Origin of the sequence: Ectothiorhodospira marina (assembly GCF_900109495.1) — a bacterium.
GTDB lineage: Bacteria > Pseudomonadota > Gammaproteobacteria > Ectothiorhodospirales > Ectothiorhodospiraceae > Ectothiorhodospira > Ectothiorhodospira marina.
The window spans coordinates 25,005-43,284 of record NZ_FOAA01000018.1; the positions used below are offsets into that span (position 1 = coordinate 25,005).

Genomic DNA, 18,280 nt, shown 5'->3' on the forward strand with positions numbered 1-18,280 from the left:
GCTCATGACGGCATCCACGCGGGTTATGAGGCGTTTTCGCGCATCCCCTCCAGCTGCTCCCGGAAATCATCGCAGGGATCGGTCATACGATGGCGCGGTGTAAACAGGATCACGTCATACACGCCGTCCATGGCCATCGCGTAATCCTCCGGTGAGTCGTCCCCCTCGCGCACCTCCACGAAGGCCAGGCTCAACACCGGGCCCTGAGCCCCCCGGGCTTCCAGATACCGGGGCACCCCATAGTCACGGCGCACATGGCCGCTGCCGGCGATGAGCACCACCGGGCGGCCTTCGGCCTGCAGCAGGCGATCGGCCATGTGGGCATCCCGGGCCCGCTGGGCATCCACCATGCCGCCGGTGCGCGCCGCCGGAAGATAACCGCAGTGGGCATCGACGATATGCTCGATCAATCGGCGTCCCACCGGTCCCGGCAGAGGCTCATCCAGGCCCAGGCGTCGGCGTTCGACCTCGTCCATATGGTTGCTCAGGCCCTCCCGGCCCACCTGCATCGCCCGCTCGCCGGAGAGGTTGGCCGCCAGCAACGGCTGGTCCTGATCCAGCGCCCACTGCACCAGCGGACGATATTCATCCCAGGGCCAGTGGCGGGCCTCCACACCGGCGGCATGGGCAAGCACATCGGCGTCTCCCTCACCCTGGTCGCGCAGGGTGTCCAACCTTGACTGGTTCTCAAGATCAAAGATCTCCATGGCCAACGCGGGTGCCTTGTCTGCTGCCGCCAGGGCCTGGATCAACTCCAGTTGCAAGGCATGATGATCCGGATTGCCGTGCACCTCTCCCAGCAACAGGATCCGCGCCTCCAGAAGCCTTGCTTCCAGCGCCTTCCGGGACAGGGATCGTTGCTCGCTGGGAACCCAGATCTGTCCCACCAGGGGGTGATCCTGCAAGTGCGGTGCCCGCCATTCACGGCCTTCGCTCAGGGCCTGCGCCGGGAGACACAGGAGGGCGCTCAGGCCCATGGCAGACAGCAGATGAGGCAAACGAAATCGCATGGTGGCTTTCCTGCACTGGATTGGTCGGTGACCCCGGGTGGAGGTTTATACTGGTCCCGGCCAGTATTGCCCAAAACCTTTAAACTAAAAAACACCCTGGAGCCCCTGATGGACCCCGCATTCCTCGCCTTCAGTGACCGTGTCACCACCGCCACATATCCACGCGGCAGGGGGCGTTGAACATGGAAACAGTCCCTTTCATCGACCAGCCCGAGGCGCTCACGGCCTTTTGTGATCGGCTCCAGGGCGTGGAATGGTTTGCCCTGGACACGGAATTCATCCGCGAGAAGACCTATTACCCGCAGCTCTGTCTGATTCAGGTGGCCACCCCCGAGGAAGTCGCCTGCATCGATCCGCTCAATCTGGAGGATCTCTCACCGCTCATCCACCTGCTGTTCGACCCGAACATCACCAAGGTGTTGCACGCGGCGAGCCAGGATCTGGAGATCTTTTTTCATCAACAAGGCCGCGTGCCCGGCCCCATCTTCGACACCCAGGTGGCTGCCTCCCTGTTGGGCCATGGGGATCAGGTCGGCTATGGCAAACTGATCCAGCTGGTACTGGGCGTGGAACTGGAAAAGGGGCAGTCGCGCACCGACTGGGCCCAGCGCCCACTGGAGCCCGTACAGCTCAGTTATGCCGCCGATGACGTGCATTACCTGGCCCAGGCCTACCCGGTGATGCGCCAGGCCCTGGAGGACAACGGGCGTCTGGCCTGGCTGGAGGACGATTTTCAGCGCATGCAGGATCCGCGCACCTACCAGCCCGACCCGGAGACCATCTGGCGGCGCCTGAAGGGCATCAACACCCTGCGCGGCGAACAGGCCCTGGCCGTGGCCCGCAACCTGGCCCGCTGGCGTGAACAGGAAGCCATGCACCTGGATCGTCCGCGCCGCTGGCTGCTGCAGGACGAGGTGATCCTGGATCTGGCCCGCCGCAAGCCCCGCGACCTCAAGACCCTGGAACGGGTGAGGGGCCTGGCGGAACAGACCGCGCGCCGCCACGGCGACACCCTGCTGGAACTGATTCGCGAGGGGACCCAATGCCCCTCGGCCGACTGCCCCACCCTGCCCCCGCGGATACGCCTGGAACCTCATCAGGAAGCCCTGGTGGATGTGGCCATGGGCCTGCTGCGCCATCTGGCGCTGAAAAACGACATCAGCCCGGCCGCCATGGCCACCCGTCGTGATCTGGAGGCCCTGGTGTCGGGTGATCCGGAGTGCTCGCTCCTGCAGGGCTGGCGTGCCCGGCTGGCCGGACGGGAACTGGCAGCCTGGCTGCGGGGTGAACTGGAGGTATCGGTGCAGGGCAACGCATTGCAGTTAGACCGCGCTGGGAACCTGGAAAGATGAAGTCGCCCCCGCATGCGCGTTAGACTGCACACTCATTCATGAAAGAAGTTGGAGGAACGGCCGCATGCAGATCGGCAGCAACAAGGTGGTAAGCATCGATTACAAGCTTACCGACGACGAAGGCCGGGTGATCGATCACTCCTCCGAGCGTGGGCCCCTGGCCTACCTTCACGGGGCGGGCAATATCATTCCTGGGCTGGAAACAGCCCTTGAGGGCAAGCAGCAGGGTGACGAACTCAGTGTTCGCGTAGAGCCGGCACAGGCCTACGGAGAGCGGGACGAACAAATGATCCAGACCCTGAGCCGCAGTCAGTTTCAGGGCGTTGATGAACTGGAAGTGGGCATGCAGTTTCACGCCGGCAGCCAGAACGGCGGGGTTCAGGTGGTCACGGTGGTGGCCATCGATGGCGATGATGTCACCATTGATGCCAACCATCCGCTGGCCGGCACCACCTTGAATTTTGATGTCACGGTGCGTGAAGTGCGCGAAGCCTCTGCCGAAGAGGTGGAACACGGTCATGCGCACACCGATGAAGGGGCCAACGATCACTGATCGTCAAGCCGCTTGAAGAGGCCTGAGATTCATAAGGCCAAAAAAAACCCCGCCGGCGATCACTCACCGGCGGGGTTTTTCATGATCGAATTCCGGCTTATTTAGCCTTCAACGGTCACGTTAACGGCCTGCAGACCCTTGGGGCCTTGCTGAACCTGGTAGTTGACCTTCTGGCCTTCAGCCAAGGTCTTGAAGCCATCAGCGGAGATCGCTGAGTAATGCACGAACACGTCGGCACCGCCATCTGCGGGGGCGATAAACCCAAAGCCCTTCGTTTCATTAAACCACTTCACAGTACCGGTAGACATTGATCCTAACCTCAATCTTTTCTTTCAGGTGAGTACAGCTCCATGCAGCGGGCCGGTGCCGACGTCGAACGGACAACTCAAACCGCTACATGAGCCCAGTCTATCCGCTTCCCGCCCCGCACGCCATACCGGTATAACCCCAAGCACTGTATTCAAGGCGGCCGAAGCGAGTGCCCGGGGGATTTTCCCCTTCAGGATCAGGGTATTGGCCGAGCCTCAAATTGCACCATAATATTTACGGTTGAGGCCCGAATCCTCAGCCGAACTGCTCATAAAGTAGAACGCCCCCCCCGGATTGGTGCCAGGCCTGCAAACGGGCTATCCTTGCCTCCTCGTTTCACCTCGTGCTCCCTGGACCCCGACGACCTGCAATGCCCCTTGATGATCCCCGCCAGCAGGCCATCCTGGAGACGGCCCATCGCCTGTTCACCCGCGCCGCTCAATGGTACGACATCACCACCCCGCCTCCGCCCGTGAAACTGAACCTGCGTGGCCGCGCCGCGGGTCAATGGCGCGTGGTCCACGGTGAGGAATCGTTACGCTTCAACCCGCACATCTTCGCACAGGACTGGGACAACCACTTCCCCGATACCGTGGCCCACGAGGTGGCCCACAGCATCATCTACCGACGCTTTGGGCTGGGCACGGAGCGACGACGGCCCCATGGGCCGGAATGGCGGGAAGTCATGTTGAAACTGGGCTTTGAACCCCGGGTGACCCATTCATCGGATCTCTCCGGCGTGCCCATCCGTCGTACCCGCAAGTTTCCCTATCGCTGCAGTTGCAATGTGTACGCCCTGGGCACCCGGCGGCATCGCACGGCCCAGGCCGGGGAGCGCATCTACTATTGCCGCAACTGCGGCGAAACCCTGCGCTTTGCCCCGGAAGAACCATTGCCGGCCACCGGCTGATCCCCTGCCCCCGAACCGGGCATACCCCCGTGGGAGCGACCCTGGTCGCGAATGGTGGCGGCACCTGGCTCTGGGTGCCTTCGATATTCGCTGGCAGGCCAACTCCCACCGCGCGAGGTTCCCTCGCACCTCAACCATGAGAACGCCTCAGCTGCCCGATTCCAGGGCTTCCCAGCGCTCATAGGCCTGGGCCAGATCGGCTTCCAGGGACTCCATCCGGGTTTGTACCGCAGCGATCTCGTCCTTGGACTGCTGGTAGAAAACCGGATCTGCCATGGTCTGCTGAATGTCAGCCAATTCAGCCTCCAGGGTCTCGATACGCTTGGGCAAGGCCTCCAACTCCCGTTGGTCCTTGTAACCGAGCTTGGCCGGCTTGGGTGCCGGCTTCGCCTTGGCGGACTCCGCAGCACGCTGAGCCTTGGCCGATGCGCCGCCAGAAGACCCGGACCGGGATCTGGGCCGCTGCCGCAACCAATCGGAGTAGCCCCCCACGTATTCCTGGAAATGACCCTCTCCCTCGAAGGCGATGACGCTGGTGGCCACATTATCCAGAAAGTCACGGTCGTGGCTCACCACCAGCACGGTACCGGGGAACTCCACCACCCGCGCCTCCAGCATTTCCAGGGTGTCCGCGTCCAGGTCGTTGGTGGGTTCGTCCAGCACCAGCACGTTGGCGGGACGCGTGAACAATTTGGCCAGCAGCAGGCGGTTGCGCTCGCCACCGGAGAGGGCCTTCACCGGCTGACGGGCGCGGGCGGGCTCGAAGAGAAAATCCTGCAGATACGACAGCACATGACGACTTTCGTCCCCCAGGGTGAGTCGGTCGCGACCCTCGCCCACGTTATCCATCACGCTGGCCTCTTCGTCCAGGGCAGCCCGGTGCTGATCGAAGTAGGCCACCTCCAGGTTGGTTCCCAAGCGGATATGACCGGACTGGGGCTCCAGCTGTCCCAACAGCAGCTTGAGCAGAGTGGTCTTGCCCGCGCCGTTGGGTCCGAGGATGCCGACCTTGTCGCCACGCATGATCAAAGAGGAAAAGTCCTGGATCACCGGCTTGTCGTCAAAACTGAAATTGACGTTCTCGGCCTCCACCACAATGCGTCCGGAAGGTGCCGCCGAGCGGGTTTGCAGGCGCGCTGTACCCTGGCGTTCACGCCGCTCGCTTCGCTCCGCCCGCAAGGCCTTGAGCGCCCGCACCCGCCCCTCGTTACGGGTGCGCCGGGCCTTGATGCCCTGACGGATCCAGGTCTCTTCCTGAGCGAGCTTCTTGTCGAACAGGGCATTTTGCCGCTCTTCTGCCTCCAGGGCCTCGGCCTTGCGCGTGAGGTAGGTATCGTAGTCACCGGGCCAGCTGGTGAGGCGACCGCGATCCAGTTCGATGATCCGGGTGGCCAGTCGCCGCAGGAAAGCCCGATCGTGGGTAATGAACAGCAACGTGCCCTCAAACCCCAGCAGAAACTCTTCCAGCCACTCGATGGCGGCCACGTCCAGGTGGTTGGTGGGCTCGTCCAGCAACAGCAGATCGGGGCCGGTGACCAGGGCCCGGGCCAGTAGCACACGCCGTTTCAGGCCGCCCGACAGACCATGGAACGGGGCGTCCGCCTCCAGCCCCAGGCGCGACAGTACCGTCTCCACCCGTTGTTCCAGCATCCAGCCATCGGCCGCTTCCAGTTCGTGCTGGCACTGTTCCAGGGCCTTGAGCTGAGCCTCATCGGCCCCGGTTTCCATGGCGCGGATCAAGCCATGATAGCGGCGCACCGTCTGCCCCAGACTTCCGAGGCCATCGGCCACCACATCGTAGACACTGCCCTCAACTCCCTGGGGCACCGCCTGCTCCAGCATGGCCACCTTGAGGCCATCACTGCACACGATGTCGCCATCGTCGGCCTGTACCTCGCCCTTGAGCATGCGCATCAGCGTGGACTTGCCCGCTCCATTGCGGCCCACCAGGCACAAACGCTCCCCGGGCTCGATGGTCAGGTCCACCCCATCAAGCAATGGGTGATGACCATAACTGAGTTGGATGTTGCGCATGACCAGCAAAGGCATGAAGGTTCCGGCAAGGTTTGGGTGTACCGGCATTGTACCCGGAAGGCGCGGGTCTCAGACGATCACCCAAGCGGCCAGGTGACACCCATGGCCCAAACATCAGTAAAATGGGAGGCTATCCACCCATCACCCGATGAGCATGCCTTGAAACTCCTGGCCTCTGAGTACCGGCACTGGCGCAACAAATCCATCACCCTGCTGGGGATGTCCGGCGTGGGCAAGACGCGTCTGTCTCACCTGCTGAGACGCGCTCACTGGTTCCATTACTCCGGCGACTACCGCATCGGCAGCCGTTATCTGGACGAGCCCATCCTGGACAATATCAAGCGTCAGGTGATGCACATCGAATTTTTGAGGGATCTGCTGCGCTCGGACTCCATCAGCATCGTCAACAACCTGTCGGTGGACAACCTTCAGCCGGTTTCCAGCTTCCTGGGCAAGCTGGGCAACCCGGAGAAGGGGGGGCTGTCACTGAAGGAGTTCAAGCGCCGCCAGCGCCTGCACCACGATGCCGAAGTGAACGCCATGCGGGATGTGCCGGATTTCATCCGCAAGGCCCATGAGATCTATGGTTTCGACCATGTGGTTAACGACGCTGGCGGCAGCGTGTGCGAGCTGGACGATCCCGGCGTGATGGAATTGCTGGCAGAGCATTCCCTGATCATCTACATCAAGGCCACCGATCGGGATGAGCGGGAACTGATCCAGCGAGCCGAGGAAAGCCCCAAGCCACTGTATTACCGGGAGGACTTCCTGGATCGGGAACTGGATGTCTATCTTGCGGAAAACAATCTGCGTTACGTGGCACAGATCGACCCGGATCAGTTCGTGCGCTGGATGTTCCCGCGCCTGTTCCGTGACCGTCTACCCCGCTACGAGGCCCTCGCGGAGCAGTACGGCTACACCATCACCACGGATGAACTGGCACAGGTACAGAGCGAAGACCAGTTCAATGAATTGATCGAGCAGGCACTGGAAAGACAGGCCTACTGAACCCCGGACCCGGATCACCACCATGCCGCTTGTTGCCAACTCTGAACTGCCCACCTTTGCCCGACTCCAGCAGGAAGGCCAGACGGTGCTGGCCGGTGCCTACGCTCTGCGTCAGGACATCCGGGCCATGCATATCGGGCTGCTGAACATGATGCCCGACGCCGCCCTGGCAGCCACCGAGCGCCAGTTCTTCCGGCTGGTGGGCGAAAGCAACCAGATCGCCCAGTTCTATCTGCATCCCTTCACCCTGGACGCCCTGGAACGTGGACCCAAGGGGCGCGAGCATGTGGAGCGGCACTATGAGCCCTGGGAACGGATTCAGGAGCAGGGCCTGGACGCCCTGATCATCACCGGTGCCAATGTCACCCAGCCGGATCTCTCGCTGGAGCCCTTCTGGGAACCCCTGATCCAGGTGATCGACTGGGCCCACGAGAACGTGACCTCCACCCTGTGCTCCTGCCTGGCCACCCACGCGGTGATGCAGTTCCGCTACGGTCAGACCCGCAGCCCTCTGGGCTTCAAGCGCTGGGGAGTGTATTCCCACCGGGTGGTGGATCGTACCCACCCCCTCGTGGCGGGCGTGAACACCCGCTTCGACGTGCCCCATTCCCGCTTCAACCATGTGTCCCGGGAGCAGTTCGAGGCCGCCGGGCTCAAGGTGCTGGCGGAAAGCGAGGAGGCCGGCGTGCATCTGGCAGTGAGCGAGGACGAGTTCCGCATCGTCTTCTTTCAGGGGCACCCGGAATACGACCTCATCAGTCTGCTCAAGGAGTACAAGCGGGAAGTCAGGCGCTACGCCGCGGGGGAACGCCCCGATTACCCACCCATCGTGCAGAACTATTTCAGCCTCAAGAGTCAGGCCATCCTCGAAGAGCATCGGGAACAACTGAACCTGGCCCTGGCTCGCAATGAAGAACCCCCGGCCTTTCCCGAGCAACTCATCACCGAGCAACTGGACAACACCTGGCACGATACCGCCGAGGCGGTGATCAACAACTGGATCGGCAACGTCTACCAATACACCCACATTGATCGCAAACGCCCCTTCCGCGACGAAGTGGACCCAGGCAATCCCCTGAATCGCACCCGGGGCTGAACCAGCGCGCATCAAGAAGGACCCCGCTCATGTCAGCACAACCACCCTTTCAGCAGCCCGCGCGGCCCGTGGTGGAACTCTACGAGACCCTCACGGGCGACGAGGACGCCCGCGTCTGCAAAGACATCCCCGATGCCGCCTGCCGGGTACAGCCGGCCAACTTCTTCGTCCACCTGGTCTCCAACACCGCCTCCAAGATCGGCGATGAACTGGCCAGTGCCCGGCTGGTGCTGGCCTGGCTCATGGCCGCCCTGGGTGCCCCCGCGGCGCTGGCCGGTTTCCTGGTGCCCATCCGCGAATCCGGCTCCCTGCTGCCGCAATTGTTCGTGGCTGCCCACATCCGCCGCGCGGCGGTGCGCAAATGGTTCTGGGTGTGGGGCAGCGTGGGTCAGGCGGTGGCGGTCATGCTCATGGCGGTGGTGGCCCTCACCCTCACCGGGGCTGCCGCGGGCTGGGCCATCATCGGTCTTCTGACGCTGTTCGCCCTGTTCCGGGGGGTCAACTCCGTGGCCTCCAAGGACGTACTGGGCAAGACCATCGCCAAACAGCGCCGCGGCACCCTCATGGGCTATGCCGCCGCCGCGGCCGGCGCCGTCACCCTGGCCGTGGGGGTGTGGCTCACCTTCCAGGCCAGCGAGGGCGCGGGCATTGGCTTCTTCGTGGCCCTGCTCATGATCGCCGGCGGGTTGTGGTTGCTGGCCGCTCTCGTCTTTGCCGCCCTCAAGGAAGCGCCAGGGGCCACCGAAGGCGGTGGCAATGCCGTCAGCGAAGGCCTGCGCTCACTGAACCTGATGCGCACGGATCGACCCTTCAGGCATTTCGTGATCACCCGGGCCCTGCTCATGACCACCGCTCTGGCGCTCCCCTTCTATGTGATGCTGGCCCAGCAGGAAGGCTCTGGTGACATCTCCGGCCTGGGCATCCTGATCATTGCCACCGGCCTGGCCGGCGCCCTCAGCGCCCCCTTCTGGGGGCGCTTCTCGGATCGCTCCAGCCGCCAGGTGCTGATGCTCTCCGGGGCCATGGCCGGGCTTCTGGGGATCCTGGTCTTCGCCCTGGTGACTGCAGACGTGGACTGGGCCGCCACCCCCTGGGCCTTCGCCGGCTACCTGTTCTTGATGGGCATTGCCCACGCCGGTATCCGCCTGGGTCGCAAGACCTACCTGGTGGACATGGCCACCACCGAGACCCGCGCCGCCTACACCGCCGTGAGCAATACCCTGATCGGCGCCCTGCTGCTGGTAGGCGGCCTGTTCGGCATGGTGGCCCAACTGGCCGGCACCGCCGCCGCCATCCTGGTGCTCTCTCTGATCACCCTGGCCGGCGTCGCCAGCGCCTGGCGCCTGGAAGAGGTGCAATAGGATCGGCTGCCCCTCCCGTGGGAGCGGCCCTCGGCCGCGAAGTTTTTTACAGGCGAAGCCTCATGACCATCCAGCCCTGCCTCTATCCACAGAGCAAACATGGAGGCTGCGATCTTGGCGGGCAGGCCCGCTCCCACAAAAACCATGCCGACACAGGGGCGGGGGCGTTGGGCTAGCCGGCGGCCATTCGGGGGGCGTTGGCGGGTTCATCCGCTGCCCCGGCGGTGTGCAGGGCTGCCAGGTGTTCCACATCGCACAGCTTCTCCAACTGCCGGGCCAGCATGGAAGGGTCACGACTGCCAGCCACCTTGAGACGCACGTGATAGCGATGGCCGTCGTCATCCAGGCGCACATGCATGTCCCGCACCTCGAAACCCCGGGAGCGCACCGTGCGCAGAATTCGCTCAAGACTGCCATCGGCCGGTCGGGCCAGTAACTGAAATTGCGGGTTCATGCCACATCCTCCTCGATCATCTGGTCATTGGACATGCCTGGCCCGACAATGGGCCAGACATTCTGTTCCCGGGCCACCGGGATATGCAGGAGCAAGGGACCCTGGGTCTCGAGGCACGCCTCGATGGCGGCATCCACCGCATCCACGCCCTCAATGCGCAGTGCCGGGATACCAAAGGCCTGGGCCACCTGCACAAAGTCCGGGTTATCGGACAGATCCACCTCCGCCAGGCGACCCTCATAGAAGAGCTCCTGCTGCTGGCGCACCATACCCAGATACTGATTGTCGAAAATCACCATCTTCACGGGCAGGTTGTAACGACGCAGCGTGGCCAGTTCCTGCACATTCATCATGAACGAACCATCGCCACTGATATTGATCACCTGCGCGCCGGGGTGGGCCATCTGGGCGCCGATGGCCACCGGCAGACCGAAACCCATGGCCCCCAGCCCGCCGCTGGTCAGGTGCCGACGCGGATGCGGAAAACCGTAGAACTGGGCCACCCACATCTGATGCTGGCCCACGTCACAGGCGATATGGGTGTGGGCATCGGCCTGCTCAGAGAGGCGCCTGAGAAAACGCAGGGCCGGAAAGGCATCGCCCTTTTCCGGCGGCAGCCGAAAATCCCCCATTCGGCGCAGCTCGGCGCAGTGCGCCCGCCAGGCCTCGGTGGACAAGGGCGTGGCCAGTGCCGGCAACAGGCGGTTCAGATCCCCCAGCAGCGACACCTGAGGCGGGCGCAGCTTGGAGACCTCGGCCGCATCCACATCCAGGTGGACCACTCGGGCATGGGGGGCAAAATCTGCCAGCCGCCCGGTCGCTCGATCATCGAAGCGCGCCCCCACCACCACCAACAGATCACAGGCCTGCACGGCCCGATTGGCGCAGGGCGCCCCATGCATCCCCAGCATCCCCATGTTCAGGGGGTGATCCGCGGCCAGCAGGCCCAAACCCTTGAGGGTGGTGACCACCGGCGCCCCGGTGGTTTCAACAAACCCACGAAATGCCTCCACCGCCTCGGCCAGCACCACGCCACCACCGGCATAGATGATGGGCTGGGCCGCCTCGGCCAGCAGCGCCCGGGCCTGAGCCAACCCCATGTCATCGAGCCCTGGAACGTCATCGGCAATGGCCGCCTCCCCGGGCGCCATGGGCTTCGCCGCGGGCAGAGGGGCCAGTTGCACGTCCTTGGGAATATCCACCCAGACCGGGCCGGGACGCCCCTCCTGGGCCAGATGAATGGCCTCCTCCAGGATGGCGGGCAGATCCTCCACCCGGCGCACCAGATAGCTGTGCTTGGTGATGGGGAGCGTCAGTCCCAGGACGTCGGTCTCCTGAAAGGCGTCGGTGCCCATGAGTCCGGTGGGCACCTGGCCGGTGATCACCAGCAGGGGCACCGAGTCCATATAGGCATCCGCAATCGCAGTGATGAGGTTGGTGGCGCCGGGGCCGGAAGTGGCGATGCACACCCCCAGCTGTCCCGAGGATCGGGCAAAGCCATTGGCGGCAAAACCAGCGGCCTGTTCGTGACGGGTCAGAACATGCTTCAGGGCACCGGGTTGCCGGGCCAGGGCATCATACAGGGGCATGATGGCGCCGCCGGGATAACCGAACACCGTCTCCACTCCCTGGCGCCGCAGGATCTGGATCACGGTATCGGCGCCATTGGCGGCATCGTCCTGGGCAGCGGGCGGTGTGCCGGGATGATCCGGGGCTTGAGCCCCATCGGCATTGGCGGCTTGGCTGGGCGGCATGGTGTCACTCTCCTGCTGAATCCTGTTTTTGGGGCGGCCAAAACGCAAAAACCCCCGGGGGGTGCCCGGGGGTTTTTGAAGGTATCGGATCGGTGTGGTCAGATCGTCAGCGCAACAGGCCCCCGGGCCGTGGAGGTTCCACGACTACCAGTACCCGTACGCTGACGATGTGGTTGAACATTAAATGACGAACTCGATCGTTACGTTGTTTGCTTGGTTTTTCATATTAAGCGCCCCAAAACTGCTTGGCAAGCCCTTCCACCCCCTGGCGCAGGCATCGGATCACCGATTTGCGCCCCGACACCCCCAGCGCACGGGCCGTGGCCTCCCAGGAGCGCTGCTGCAGCAGACACATCACCAGGGCATGACGCTGCTCCCTGGGCAACCCGGTCAGGCGGGCCGGATCGGACAGTCCCCAACGGATCAGGGCATCCAGTTCGGGCAGACAGGCCTCGAAGGGCCGCTGCCAACGGGCAAAGGCCTCCAGGGCCGGGATATCCCGGGGCTCGGGGGGCGGAGTATCCGAACCGGCGCCGAGAGCCACCACCAGGTCCGGCTCCATCCAGCACAAGGGACCGGCCAGCAACCGCGGCAGGCCGCGAACGAAGTGGCTCCGCGCGGGTTCCATGGCCTGTCGCCCCTCCGGCGTGAGCGGGCGCAATACCGTAGCCCCCCAGCCACCACTGCTCACCTCAGGTTTGACGCCGATGCGGGTGATCTCAAACCCCTCACCACGCCAGAAATCCAGGAGCCCCTGGGTGGCACCAAAGCCGGCCCCCACCAGATCCGCACCATCCTGGCGGGCATGATCCACCACCTGCTTCAACAAGGCAGTACCCAGTCCTTGTCGTTGCAGTCGGGGATGCACGGCGATCCGCACCACCCGTTCATAGCCAAGGCGGCCCGCAGCCGGCGGGGCCCCGCCATAGAGGATCATTCCCACCGGCAAGAAGTGCCCCTGGGGTCGGCGCCGGCCCTGAGCCACGGCCCGGTTCACGTCATCATTCAGCCCCCCTTCCCGGGCCAGCAGGGCCACCGCCAGCACCTGCCCCTGATGGCGCCAGGCCAGCACCTGAAGGTGGGGGTCATCCAGCAGACGCTGCAGATCCGAGGGACGGGTGCGGTAATGGGCCAGCACCAGCAGACCGAAGACCTGCTCCAGAAGTGACTCATTCTCCAGCCACAGAGACGGTGACAACACCTCGGCCACGCCCTCCTCAGGATCCGGACAGGTGTCATCCTCCAGGTTGACCGGCCGTGGGCTGAGCATCAACAGGCGATCCATGAGAGCCTCCACAGGGTCATCCACCGCCCACCGAATGGGCTGAGTCAGGTGCAGGAAACGGGTCTGCGGGACACGGCGCCGCAGGATCCCCTGGAAGCGTGTTGCAAATCCCTGCCCGGCCCCCTCATAGCCATGAAGGGTGGTGGCAAAGGCGACCCGTTGATGCCCTTCCAGCAGTCGGATAAGCCAGTGCACGGGGAGCCCGGCCGCCTCATCCACCAGCAGCAGATCTGCCGACGTGTCACAGGCCTCGTCCGGGGGGCCATATTCCATCATGGCACCCGGCACCTCCAGCCGGTGCCCTCCCTCCTGCCTCACTGCCAGGCCCCGGTTCTCCAGACCCGCCCGGGCATGAACGAACACCGGCGCCACCGAAGCAAGACGTGGGGCCGTGACCAGGATGCGATAGGGGGCATCGGGCACCGCCAGGTGACGACGGCTCACCAGGAGCGCGGCGGCGGCCATGCCCAGGGCAGCGGACTTGCCCCGGCCCCGGTCAGCGGTGAGCACCAGTGGACGCCTGGCCCGCCCCCTCGCTAGATGTTCCAGGGCCTGCACCGCCTGCCGCTGATCGGTTGTGAGGCAACCGTCCTCATCCGGTATCCGGGGCATGCCGACTGATACAGGCAAGGGCAACGGCAGATCCGGCGTCGTCACGCACCCGTGTGAGGGGTTCAATGGGACCAGTCCCCAGGCCTCCAGAACGCGCAGGCACCGCTGCCCGAAACGGGAAGCCTGCGCCTGCTCCCGGGGCAGGATCAACAGAACCACACCGCCCCCGCGCACCGCCCCCGTCGCAGCCCCCAGGGCATCGGGGTGCAAGCCAGCGGTGGCGTCCAGGATCAGGGCATCCAGCGTCCGGCCCAGCAGGGTATCGGCCTGGGCCGCAGGCAGAAGTGGGCACGAGGCCGAAGAGGCCGGTGCGGGCCCCACCCAGGCGATTCGCGTGGTTTCGCACACCCCCCTGGTCCAGTCCCGGGCCAGCGTTTGCATGGGCCCGGCGGGGCCGGCCAGCCAGACAAGGCGACGGTGTTCCGGGGAATTGGCCGGTGTGGCCAGAACCTGGGCGCAGGAAATCGGGAGTCGATGCGCCGGGTCATGCCGGTCAACCTGGGATGAGAACATGGTTTTGCCGTCAGGGCCGAAGCTGCATGCTGCTTGTGGGGAAGACTGAGATCACAGGAACGCAAAAATGTGAAACAGTTATAGCATCCAACCAGGGGCAGGCGTATGATCCTGGCAGCAGACATTGTGAAAGCCCTGACTGGACGGGCCTGAATCGCTTGATGGTATGGACTTCACTCGCTCTGCTCTATTGTTCTTTTGATCGAGGTAATACTGAAGTGCTGACTGGTACCGTGAAGTGGTTTAACGAAAGCAAGGGCTTTGGATTCATCACCCCCGATGATGGCGGCAAGGATGTCTTTGTACATTTCTCGTCCATCGATGGCGGTGGTTTCCGCACACTGGCCGAAGGCCAGAAGGTCTCCTTTGAGACCCAGACCACGCCCAAGGGCATGGCTGCGGCGAACGTCAAGGCCGTCTGATCCGGCGGTGGGGCGGCAGTCTGCTGTACCCAACGAGCCTGACGACAGATTTGAGTGATGCGAACCCCGCCTTGGCGGGGTTCTTTTGTTTCAGCCCCCCGACCCTGGCGTCAGTGGTGACCCGACCGATCCTCTTTTATTCCAGTGAACATGGACTTCACATAGGCGTACCAGGGATCACCCGTGGTGCCGGCCATATAGACGTGGCCGATAACAAAAACCAGCAACGCGAAGGTGGCTGCCACGTGCACGTAGGCCACGGTGGCAAAGGAGATCACACCTTCCAGGGCCGTGCCCCGCCAGGCGGCATAGAAAAGCAGCAGCAATCCCGAGATCCACAACGCCGGGGCGATGGCGGCCTTGAAACTGAAATAGGCCATGCGCTGGAGGGGGTTATGCTTGGATGAAGGGGTCTGGGTGTAGGGCTTGGCCTCCCCCGAGAAGATTCCGTAGGCGTAATACATCATCACGGCGAGCATGCCTCGGTGACTGGGCACGTACTGACGCCACTCGCCGGTCACCACGTGCCAGAAGATGGTAAAGGCCCAGAGCACGATCAGCGCCCAGGCCAGCACAATGTGGGTGGAAAACGCCGCGTCATACCCCAGCAGTCCGTGGGTGCCATGAATCTCAAGGCCGGTCAGTACCAGGCCGAAGATCAGTAGCGCCTGGGACCAATGCCAGAAGCGTTCATACAGTGTGAAGATTCGAAATGAACTCATGGGAGGCACTCGTCATTGATAGCGGCGGCGATGGAGCAGGTAACGGATTCCCCCGTGGGCCAGCACGCCCAGCAGGGTGAGGATCACGGCTGCCCAGCCGATGGGTTCGATCCAGGGATGGCGATCCCGCCCCGGAATATAAGGCCCGGGCAAATCTGCCAGGCGCCCGTCCGTACTGTGGCATGACTCACAACTCAGGGAGTCTTCCTTGGGCGCCACCATGTGATTCACCGGCCAGTACATGCGGGTGTCGACAAAATCAAAACTGCCACTGTAGGTCGCGTCAGTCTGGCCGGCACGGCGGGCCTCGGCCATGCCCGAGATGATGGCCTTGTCCCAGTCATAACCTCGCCAGAAGGCGTTGTCGTCCCGACCAAACAGCTGGGCCAGCAGCAGGATCTCGTACTGCGTGTCGTAGGGCTGGCGACCCTGCATCACCTTGAAGGGCCAGATGCGAGCACGCGGATCATCGGGGGTGCCCTCGGGGAAGTTCACCTCCACCGGTTGACTGGGGTCGATTCGCTCGCCCAACAGGGTGTAGCGCATGTTGCCATCAAACCAGCGGTACTCGGGAACATGGTTCTCGTCCCAGAGGAAACTCCCCTTCATGCCATCGTAGATGACCCGCCCCTGTTCATCCTCGCGCACGATGGGTCGGCCATTTTCATCCAATTCACCGGCGGTGGACCAGTCCCAGGAGGTCTTGGTCGGCAGGCCACCCCGGGCCAGTTCCGGCACATGACAGGTCTGACAGGCAATATTCTCCACATGCTGGTTGAGCTTGTCATGGACGCCCGCTTCGTGAGGTTCGGTGCCATGACAGGACTCGCAGGCGGGCCGCTCGTTTTCCCGCCCGGGCACGGCGATACCCGCCTCAGCCTTGGCGGTCATATGGTAACGACTCCCCTCCTGGATATGTCCGCTGAACTCATGGCAGGTGGAACAACTGAAATCCAGGCCATCCGGGGACATATGCACATCCACGGTACGTGCCGGGGACAGCAGTGTGCTGTCCAGGTCGCCATGTTTCACGGCATCACCGCCACCGCCCTCAAAATGACAGGAGCCGCAGGTCTCGCGGCTGGTCTTGCCCACATTCCGGGCCACTTCAGCCAGATCCGGAGCCTTGAACAGGGTGCCACGGAACACGGTATCCTCGGCAGGCGGGTGGCCCCCGCCGGTAGGAAACTTCACATAGGTGCCCGTGGTGTCGTGACAAACCAGGCAGTCCACCTTTTCCTCAGCGGTAAAGTCAAAGTCAGGGCCGTCGAAATCGTAACCCGTGTGGCAGGAGCTGCAGCGCTCCTCGCTGCCCGCAATCCCCAGGCACAGGTTATTCATGGCAAAGCGCTTGCCCAGCTTCTGACCGGTCTCCGGCTGATCGTACTCCCAGGTCCAGTGGATGCTGCGATGAACCTGAAGGGCGGCCTCGGTGTGGCATTCCAGGCAGGCCTGAGTGACCTCCGGGCCGGACTCGAACGGGCCGCTGAGTTCTTCAAACTCATGGTGATTCGCAGTGCTCTCCAGCAACATCGTGGGAGCACTGGATGTGGATGTGGTTGCCGACCGGTCCAGCGTTTGAGTCAACGCGGGCGGCATCAGCAAGGCCAGGAGGGTTCCGACCAGGAAAGCACGGACAAGGGGTCTTGACACGAATGACTCCTCGGGAGGTGTCGCAAGGGGAGGCTCCGGGGGCAGCGGAATGCGCGTTCCGCGCCGGGGCCCATCGAGACCGCTGATGGGTCTATCAATTAGCATCTACTAATAAACTACCACAGCCGGGCGCGCCATGGCAGAGCCCGAAGTTCATGACCCAGATCAACGGCAATCCTTCTCAGCCCGCGCGATACCAATCGGCCTGCTCGGCCCGCTCATAGCCACCGGCGCGAACCACATAGGAGCGGATGCGGCCGGACTCGAAATAGGTGCGCGCCATGAGCTCACTGAGCACGCCTGTGGTCAGCAACTGTACCGACACCAGCACACACGTGATCCCCACGAACAACAACGGACGTGTACCGATGCTCTCATGCAACAGCACCTTTACCAGGAAGAGATAGCCCAGGATCACCGACCCCAGCCCCCCGAACACCAGGCCGATGGAACCGAAGAAGTGCCCGGGCCTCGCCCTATAGCGCATGAAGAAATAGACCGACAACAGATCCAGGATCACCCGAAAGGTACGGGAGATCCCGTACTTGGAGTCTCCATGGGCCCGGGCATGGTGGGTGACCACGTGTTCGCGAATGCGCCGGGGTGATGTCTGGGTGGCGAACCAGGCGGGAATGAAACGATGCATTTCCCCGTAAAGCCGCACCCCCTTGAGGACGTCGGCGCGGAACACCTTCAGACTGCAGCCGTAGTCGTGCAGGTTCACCTTGGTGGTCCAACGAATCAGCTTGTTGGCAATGCGTGAGGGGATCTTGCGTTTCCACAAATCGTCATGGCGATCCTTGCGCCAGCCCGCCACCATGTCCAGATCCTCTTCCAGCAGGCGTCGCACCATGGCGGGAATGTCGCCGGGGTCATTCTGAAGGTCTCCGTCCAGGGTGGCGATGATGCTGCCCCGGGCATGATCGATGCCTGCCTGCATGGCGGCAGTCTGACCAAAATTGCGCTGCAGGCAGACCACCCGCACATGTGGCCCGTGGTGCTTGCGCTGTGTCAGCATGCGGTCGGGGGTGGCGTCGGCGCTGCCATCATCCACCAGAACCACCTCCCAGGGGATGGGCTGTCCCGCCAGGGCCTCATGGATGCGCTCCACGAGGGGGGCCACATTGTCCTCCTCGTTGTACATGGGCACCACCAGGGACAGTGACAGCCCCGCTTCGGTGACATACATCGCATAGCCCAGGCCTTCACTCGAACTGGCTGCGTCGGCCAAG

Annotated in this window: 16 protein-coding genes; 7 read left to right on the top strand and 9 right to left on the bottom strand. The window is 63.5% G+C overall.

Going from position 1 to position 18,280, the window contains the following annotated elements:
• Positions 1-23 precede the first annotated feature (23 nt).
• On the bottom strand, positions 24-1,010 hold the full coding sequence (locus BMY52_RS13175; protein ID WP_090255166.1) for a ChaN family lipoprotein: 987 nt from the start codon (positions 1,008-1,010) through the stop codon (positions 24-26).
• A gap of 182 nt (positions 1,011-1,192) precedes the next feature.
• Between BMY52_RS13175 and rnd the strand changes: the two genes are divergently transcribed.
• Positions 1,193-2,362, top strand: a complete 1,170-nt coding sequence (gene rnd / locus BMY52_RS13180; protein WP_090255168.1) for a ribonuclease D — start codon at positions 1,193-1,195, stop codon at positions 2,360-2,362.
• 64 nt (positions 2,363-2,426) lie between these two features.
• Complete coding sequence (locus BMY52_RS13185; RefSeq protein ID WP_090255170.1) at positions 2,427-2,915, top strand: FKBP-type peptidyl-prolyl cis-trans isomerase; 489 nt, start codon at positions 2,427-2,429, stop codon at positions 2,913-2,915.
• 101 nt (positions 2,916-3,016) lie between these two features.
• Here the strand turns inward: BMY52_RS13185 and cspE are convergent, their stop codons facing one another.
• Positions 3,017-3,223, bottom strand: a complete 207-nt coding sequence (gene cspE / locus BMY52_RS13190) for a transcription antiterminator/RNA stability regulator CspE (protein ID WP_025280460.1) — start codon at positions 3,221-3,223, stop codon at positions 3,017-3,019.
• A gap of 371 nt (positions 3,224-3,594) precedes the next feature.
• Between cspE and BMY52_RS13195 the strand changes: the two genes are divergently transcribed.
• Positions 3,595-4,134, top strand: a complete 540-nt coding sequence (locus tag BMY52_RS13195) for a SprT family zinc-dependent metalloprotease (RefSeq protein ID WP_090255171.1) — start codon at positions 3,595-3,597, stop codon at positions 4,132-4,134.
• A gap of 147 nt (positions 4,135-4,281) precedes the next feature.
• Here BMY52_RS13195 and uup read toward each other — a convergent pair whose 3' ends face one another.
• A complete protein-coding gene (gene uup, locus BMY52_RS13200; protein WP_090255173.1) occupies positions 4,282-6,183 on the bottom strand; it encodes an ATP-binding cassette ATPase Uup in 1,902 nt (633 codons plus the stop codon).
• A 144-nt stretch (positions 6,184-6,327) separates the two neighbouring features.
• Between uup and BMY52_RS13205 the strand changes: the two genes are divergently transcribed.
• The 3 genes from BMY52_RS13205 to BMY52_RS13215 are packed head-to-tail and all read left to right on the top strand — an operon-like array spanning position 6,328 to position 9,633.
• Complete coding sequence (locus BMY52_RS13205; protein WP_090255175.1) at positions 6,328-7,176, top strand: ATPase; 849 nt, start codon at positions 6,328-6,330, stop codon at positions 7,174-7,176.
• Positions 7,177-7,198: 22 nt separating this feature from the next.
• On the top strand, positions 7,199-8,272 hold the full coding sequence (gene metA / locus BMY52_RS13210) for a homoserine O-succinyltransferase MetA (RefSeq protein WP_090255177.1): 1,074 nt from the start codon (positions 7,199-7,201) through the stop codon (positions 8,270-8,272).
• Between the two features lie 29 nt (positions 8,273-8,301).
• Positions 8,302-9,633: an MFS transporter gene (locus BMY52_RS13215; RefSeq protein WP_090255179.1), complete on the top strand. Its 1,332-nt coding sequence runs from the start codon at positions 8,302-8,304 to the stop codon at positions 9,631-9,633.
• A gap of 172 nt (positions 9,634-9,805) precedes the next feature.
• Here the strand turns inward: BMY52_RS13215 and BMY52_RS13220 are convergent, their stop codons facing one another.
• The 3 genes from BMY52_RS13220 to BMY52_RS13230 form a co-directional block, all read right to left on the bottom strand.
• Positions 9,806-10,087, bottom strand: coding sequence for an ACT domain-containing protein (locus BMY52_RS13220; protein WP_090255182.1), 282 nt, complete (start codon positions 10,085-10,087; stop codon positions 9,806-9,808).
• The gene (gene ilvG, locus BMY52_RS13225; RefSeq protein WP_090255183.1) at positions 10,084-11,841 is read right to left on the bottom strand and encodes an acetolactate synthase 2 catalytic subunit; all 1,758 of its coding nucleotides are present in this window, start codon (positions 11,839-11,841) and stop codon (positions 10,084-10,086) included. The genes BMY52_RS13220 and ilvG overlap by 4 nt, the downstream gene beginning before the upstream one ends.
• Before the next feature lie 226 nt (positions 11,842-12,067).
• Positions 12,068-14,251, bottom strand: a complete 2,184-nt coding sequence (locus BMY52_RS13230; RefSeq protein ID WP_090255185.1) for a tRNA(Met) cytidine acetyltransferase TmcA — start codon at positions 14,249-14,251, stop codon at positions 12,068-12,070.
• A 218-nt stretch (positions 14,252-14,469) separates the two neighbouring features.
• Between BMY52_RS13230 and BMY52_RS13235 the strand changes: the two genes are divergently transcribed.
• Positions 14,470-14,673 carry a cold-shock protein gene (locus tag BMY52_RS13235; protein WP_090255187.1) on the top strand — a complete coding sequence of 68 codons (204 nt, stop codon included), beginning with the start codon at positions 14,470-14,472 and terminating at the stop codon, positions 14,671-14,673.
• 110 nt (positions 14,674-14,783) lie between these two features.
• On the opposite strand, the gene BMY52_RS13240 is transcribed toward BMY52_RS13235, so the two are convergent.
• The 3 genes from BMY52_RS13240 to BMY52_RS13250 all read right to left on the bottom strand — a co-directional run bounded on the left by BMY52_RS13240 (position 14,784) and on the right by BMY52_RS13250 (position 18,237).
• Positions 14,784-15,395 (bottom strand): cytochrome b/b6 domain-containing protein, encoded by a 612-nt coding sequence (locus tag BMY52_RS13240; protein ID WP_090255188.1) that lies wholly within the window; start codon positions 15,393-15,395, stop codon positions 14,784-14,786.
• A 12-nt stretch (positions 15,396-15,407) separates the two neighbouring features.
• Positions 15,408-17,048: a tetrathionate reductase family octaheme c-type cytochrome gene (locus BMY52_RS13245; RefSeq protein WP_245740881.1), complete on the bottom strand. Its 1,641-nt coding sequence runs from the start codon at positions 17,046-17,048 to the stop codon at positions 15,408-15,410.
• 181 nt (positions 17,049-17,229) lie between these two features.
• A complete protein-coding gene (locus tag BMY52_RS13250; RefSeq protein WP_090255231.1) occupies positions 17,230-18,237 on the bottom strand; it encodes a glycosyltransferase family 2 protein in 1,008 nt (335 codons plus the stop codon).
• Positions 18,238-18,280 lie beyond the last annotated feature (43 nt).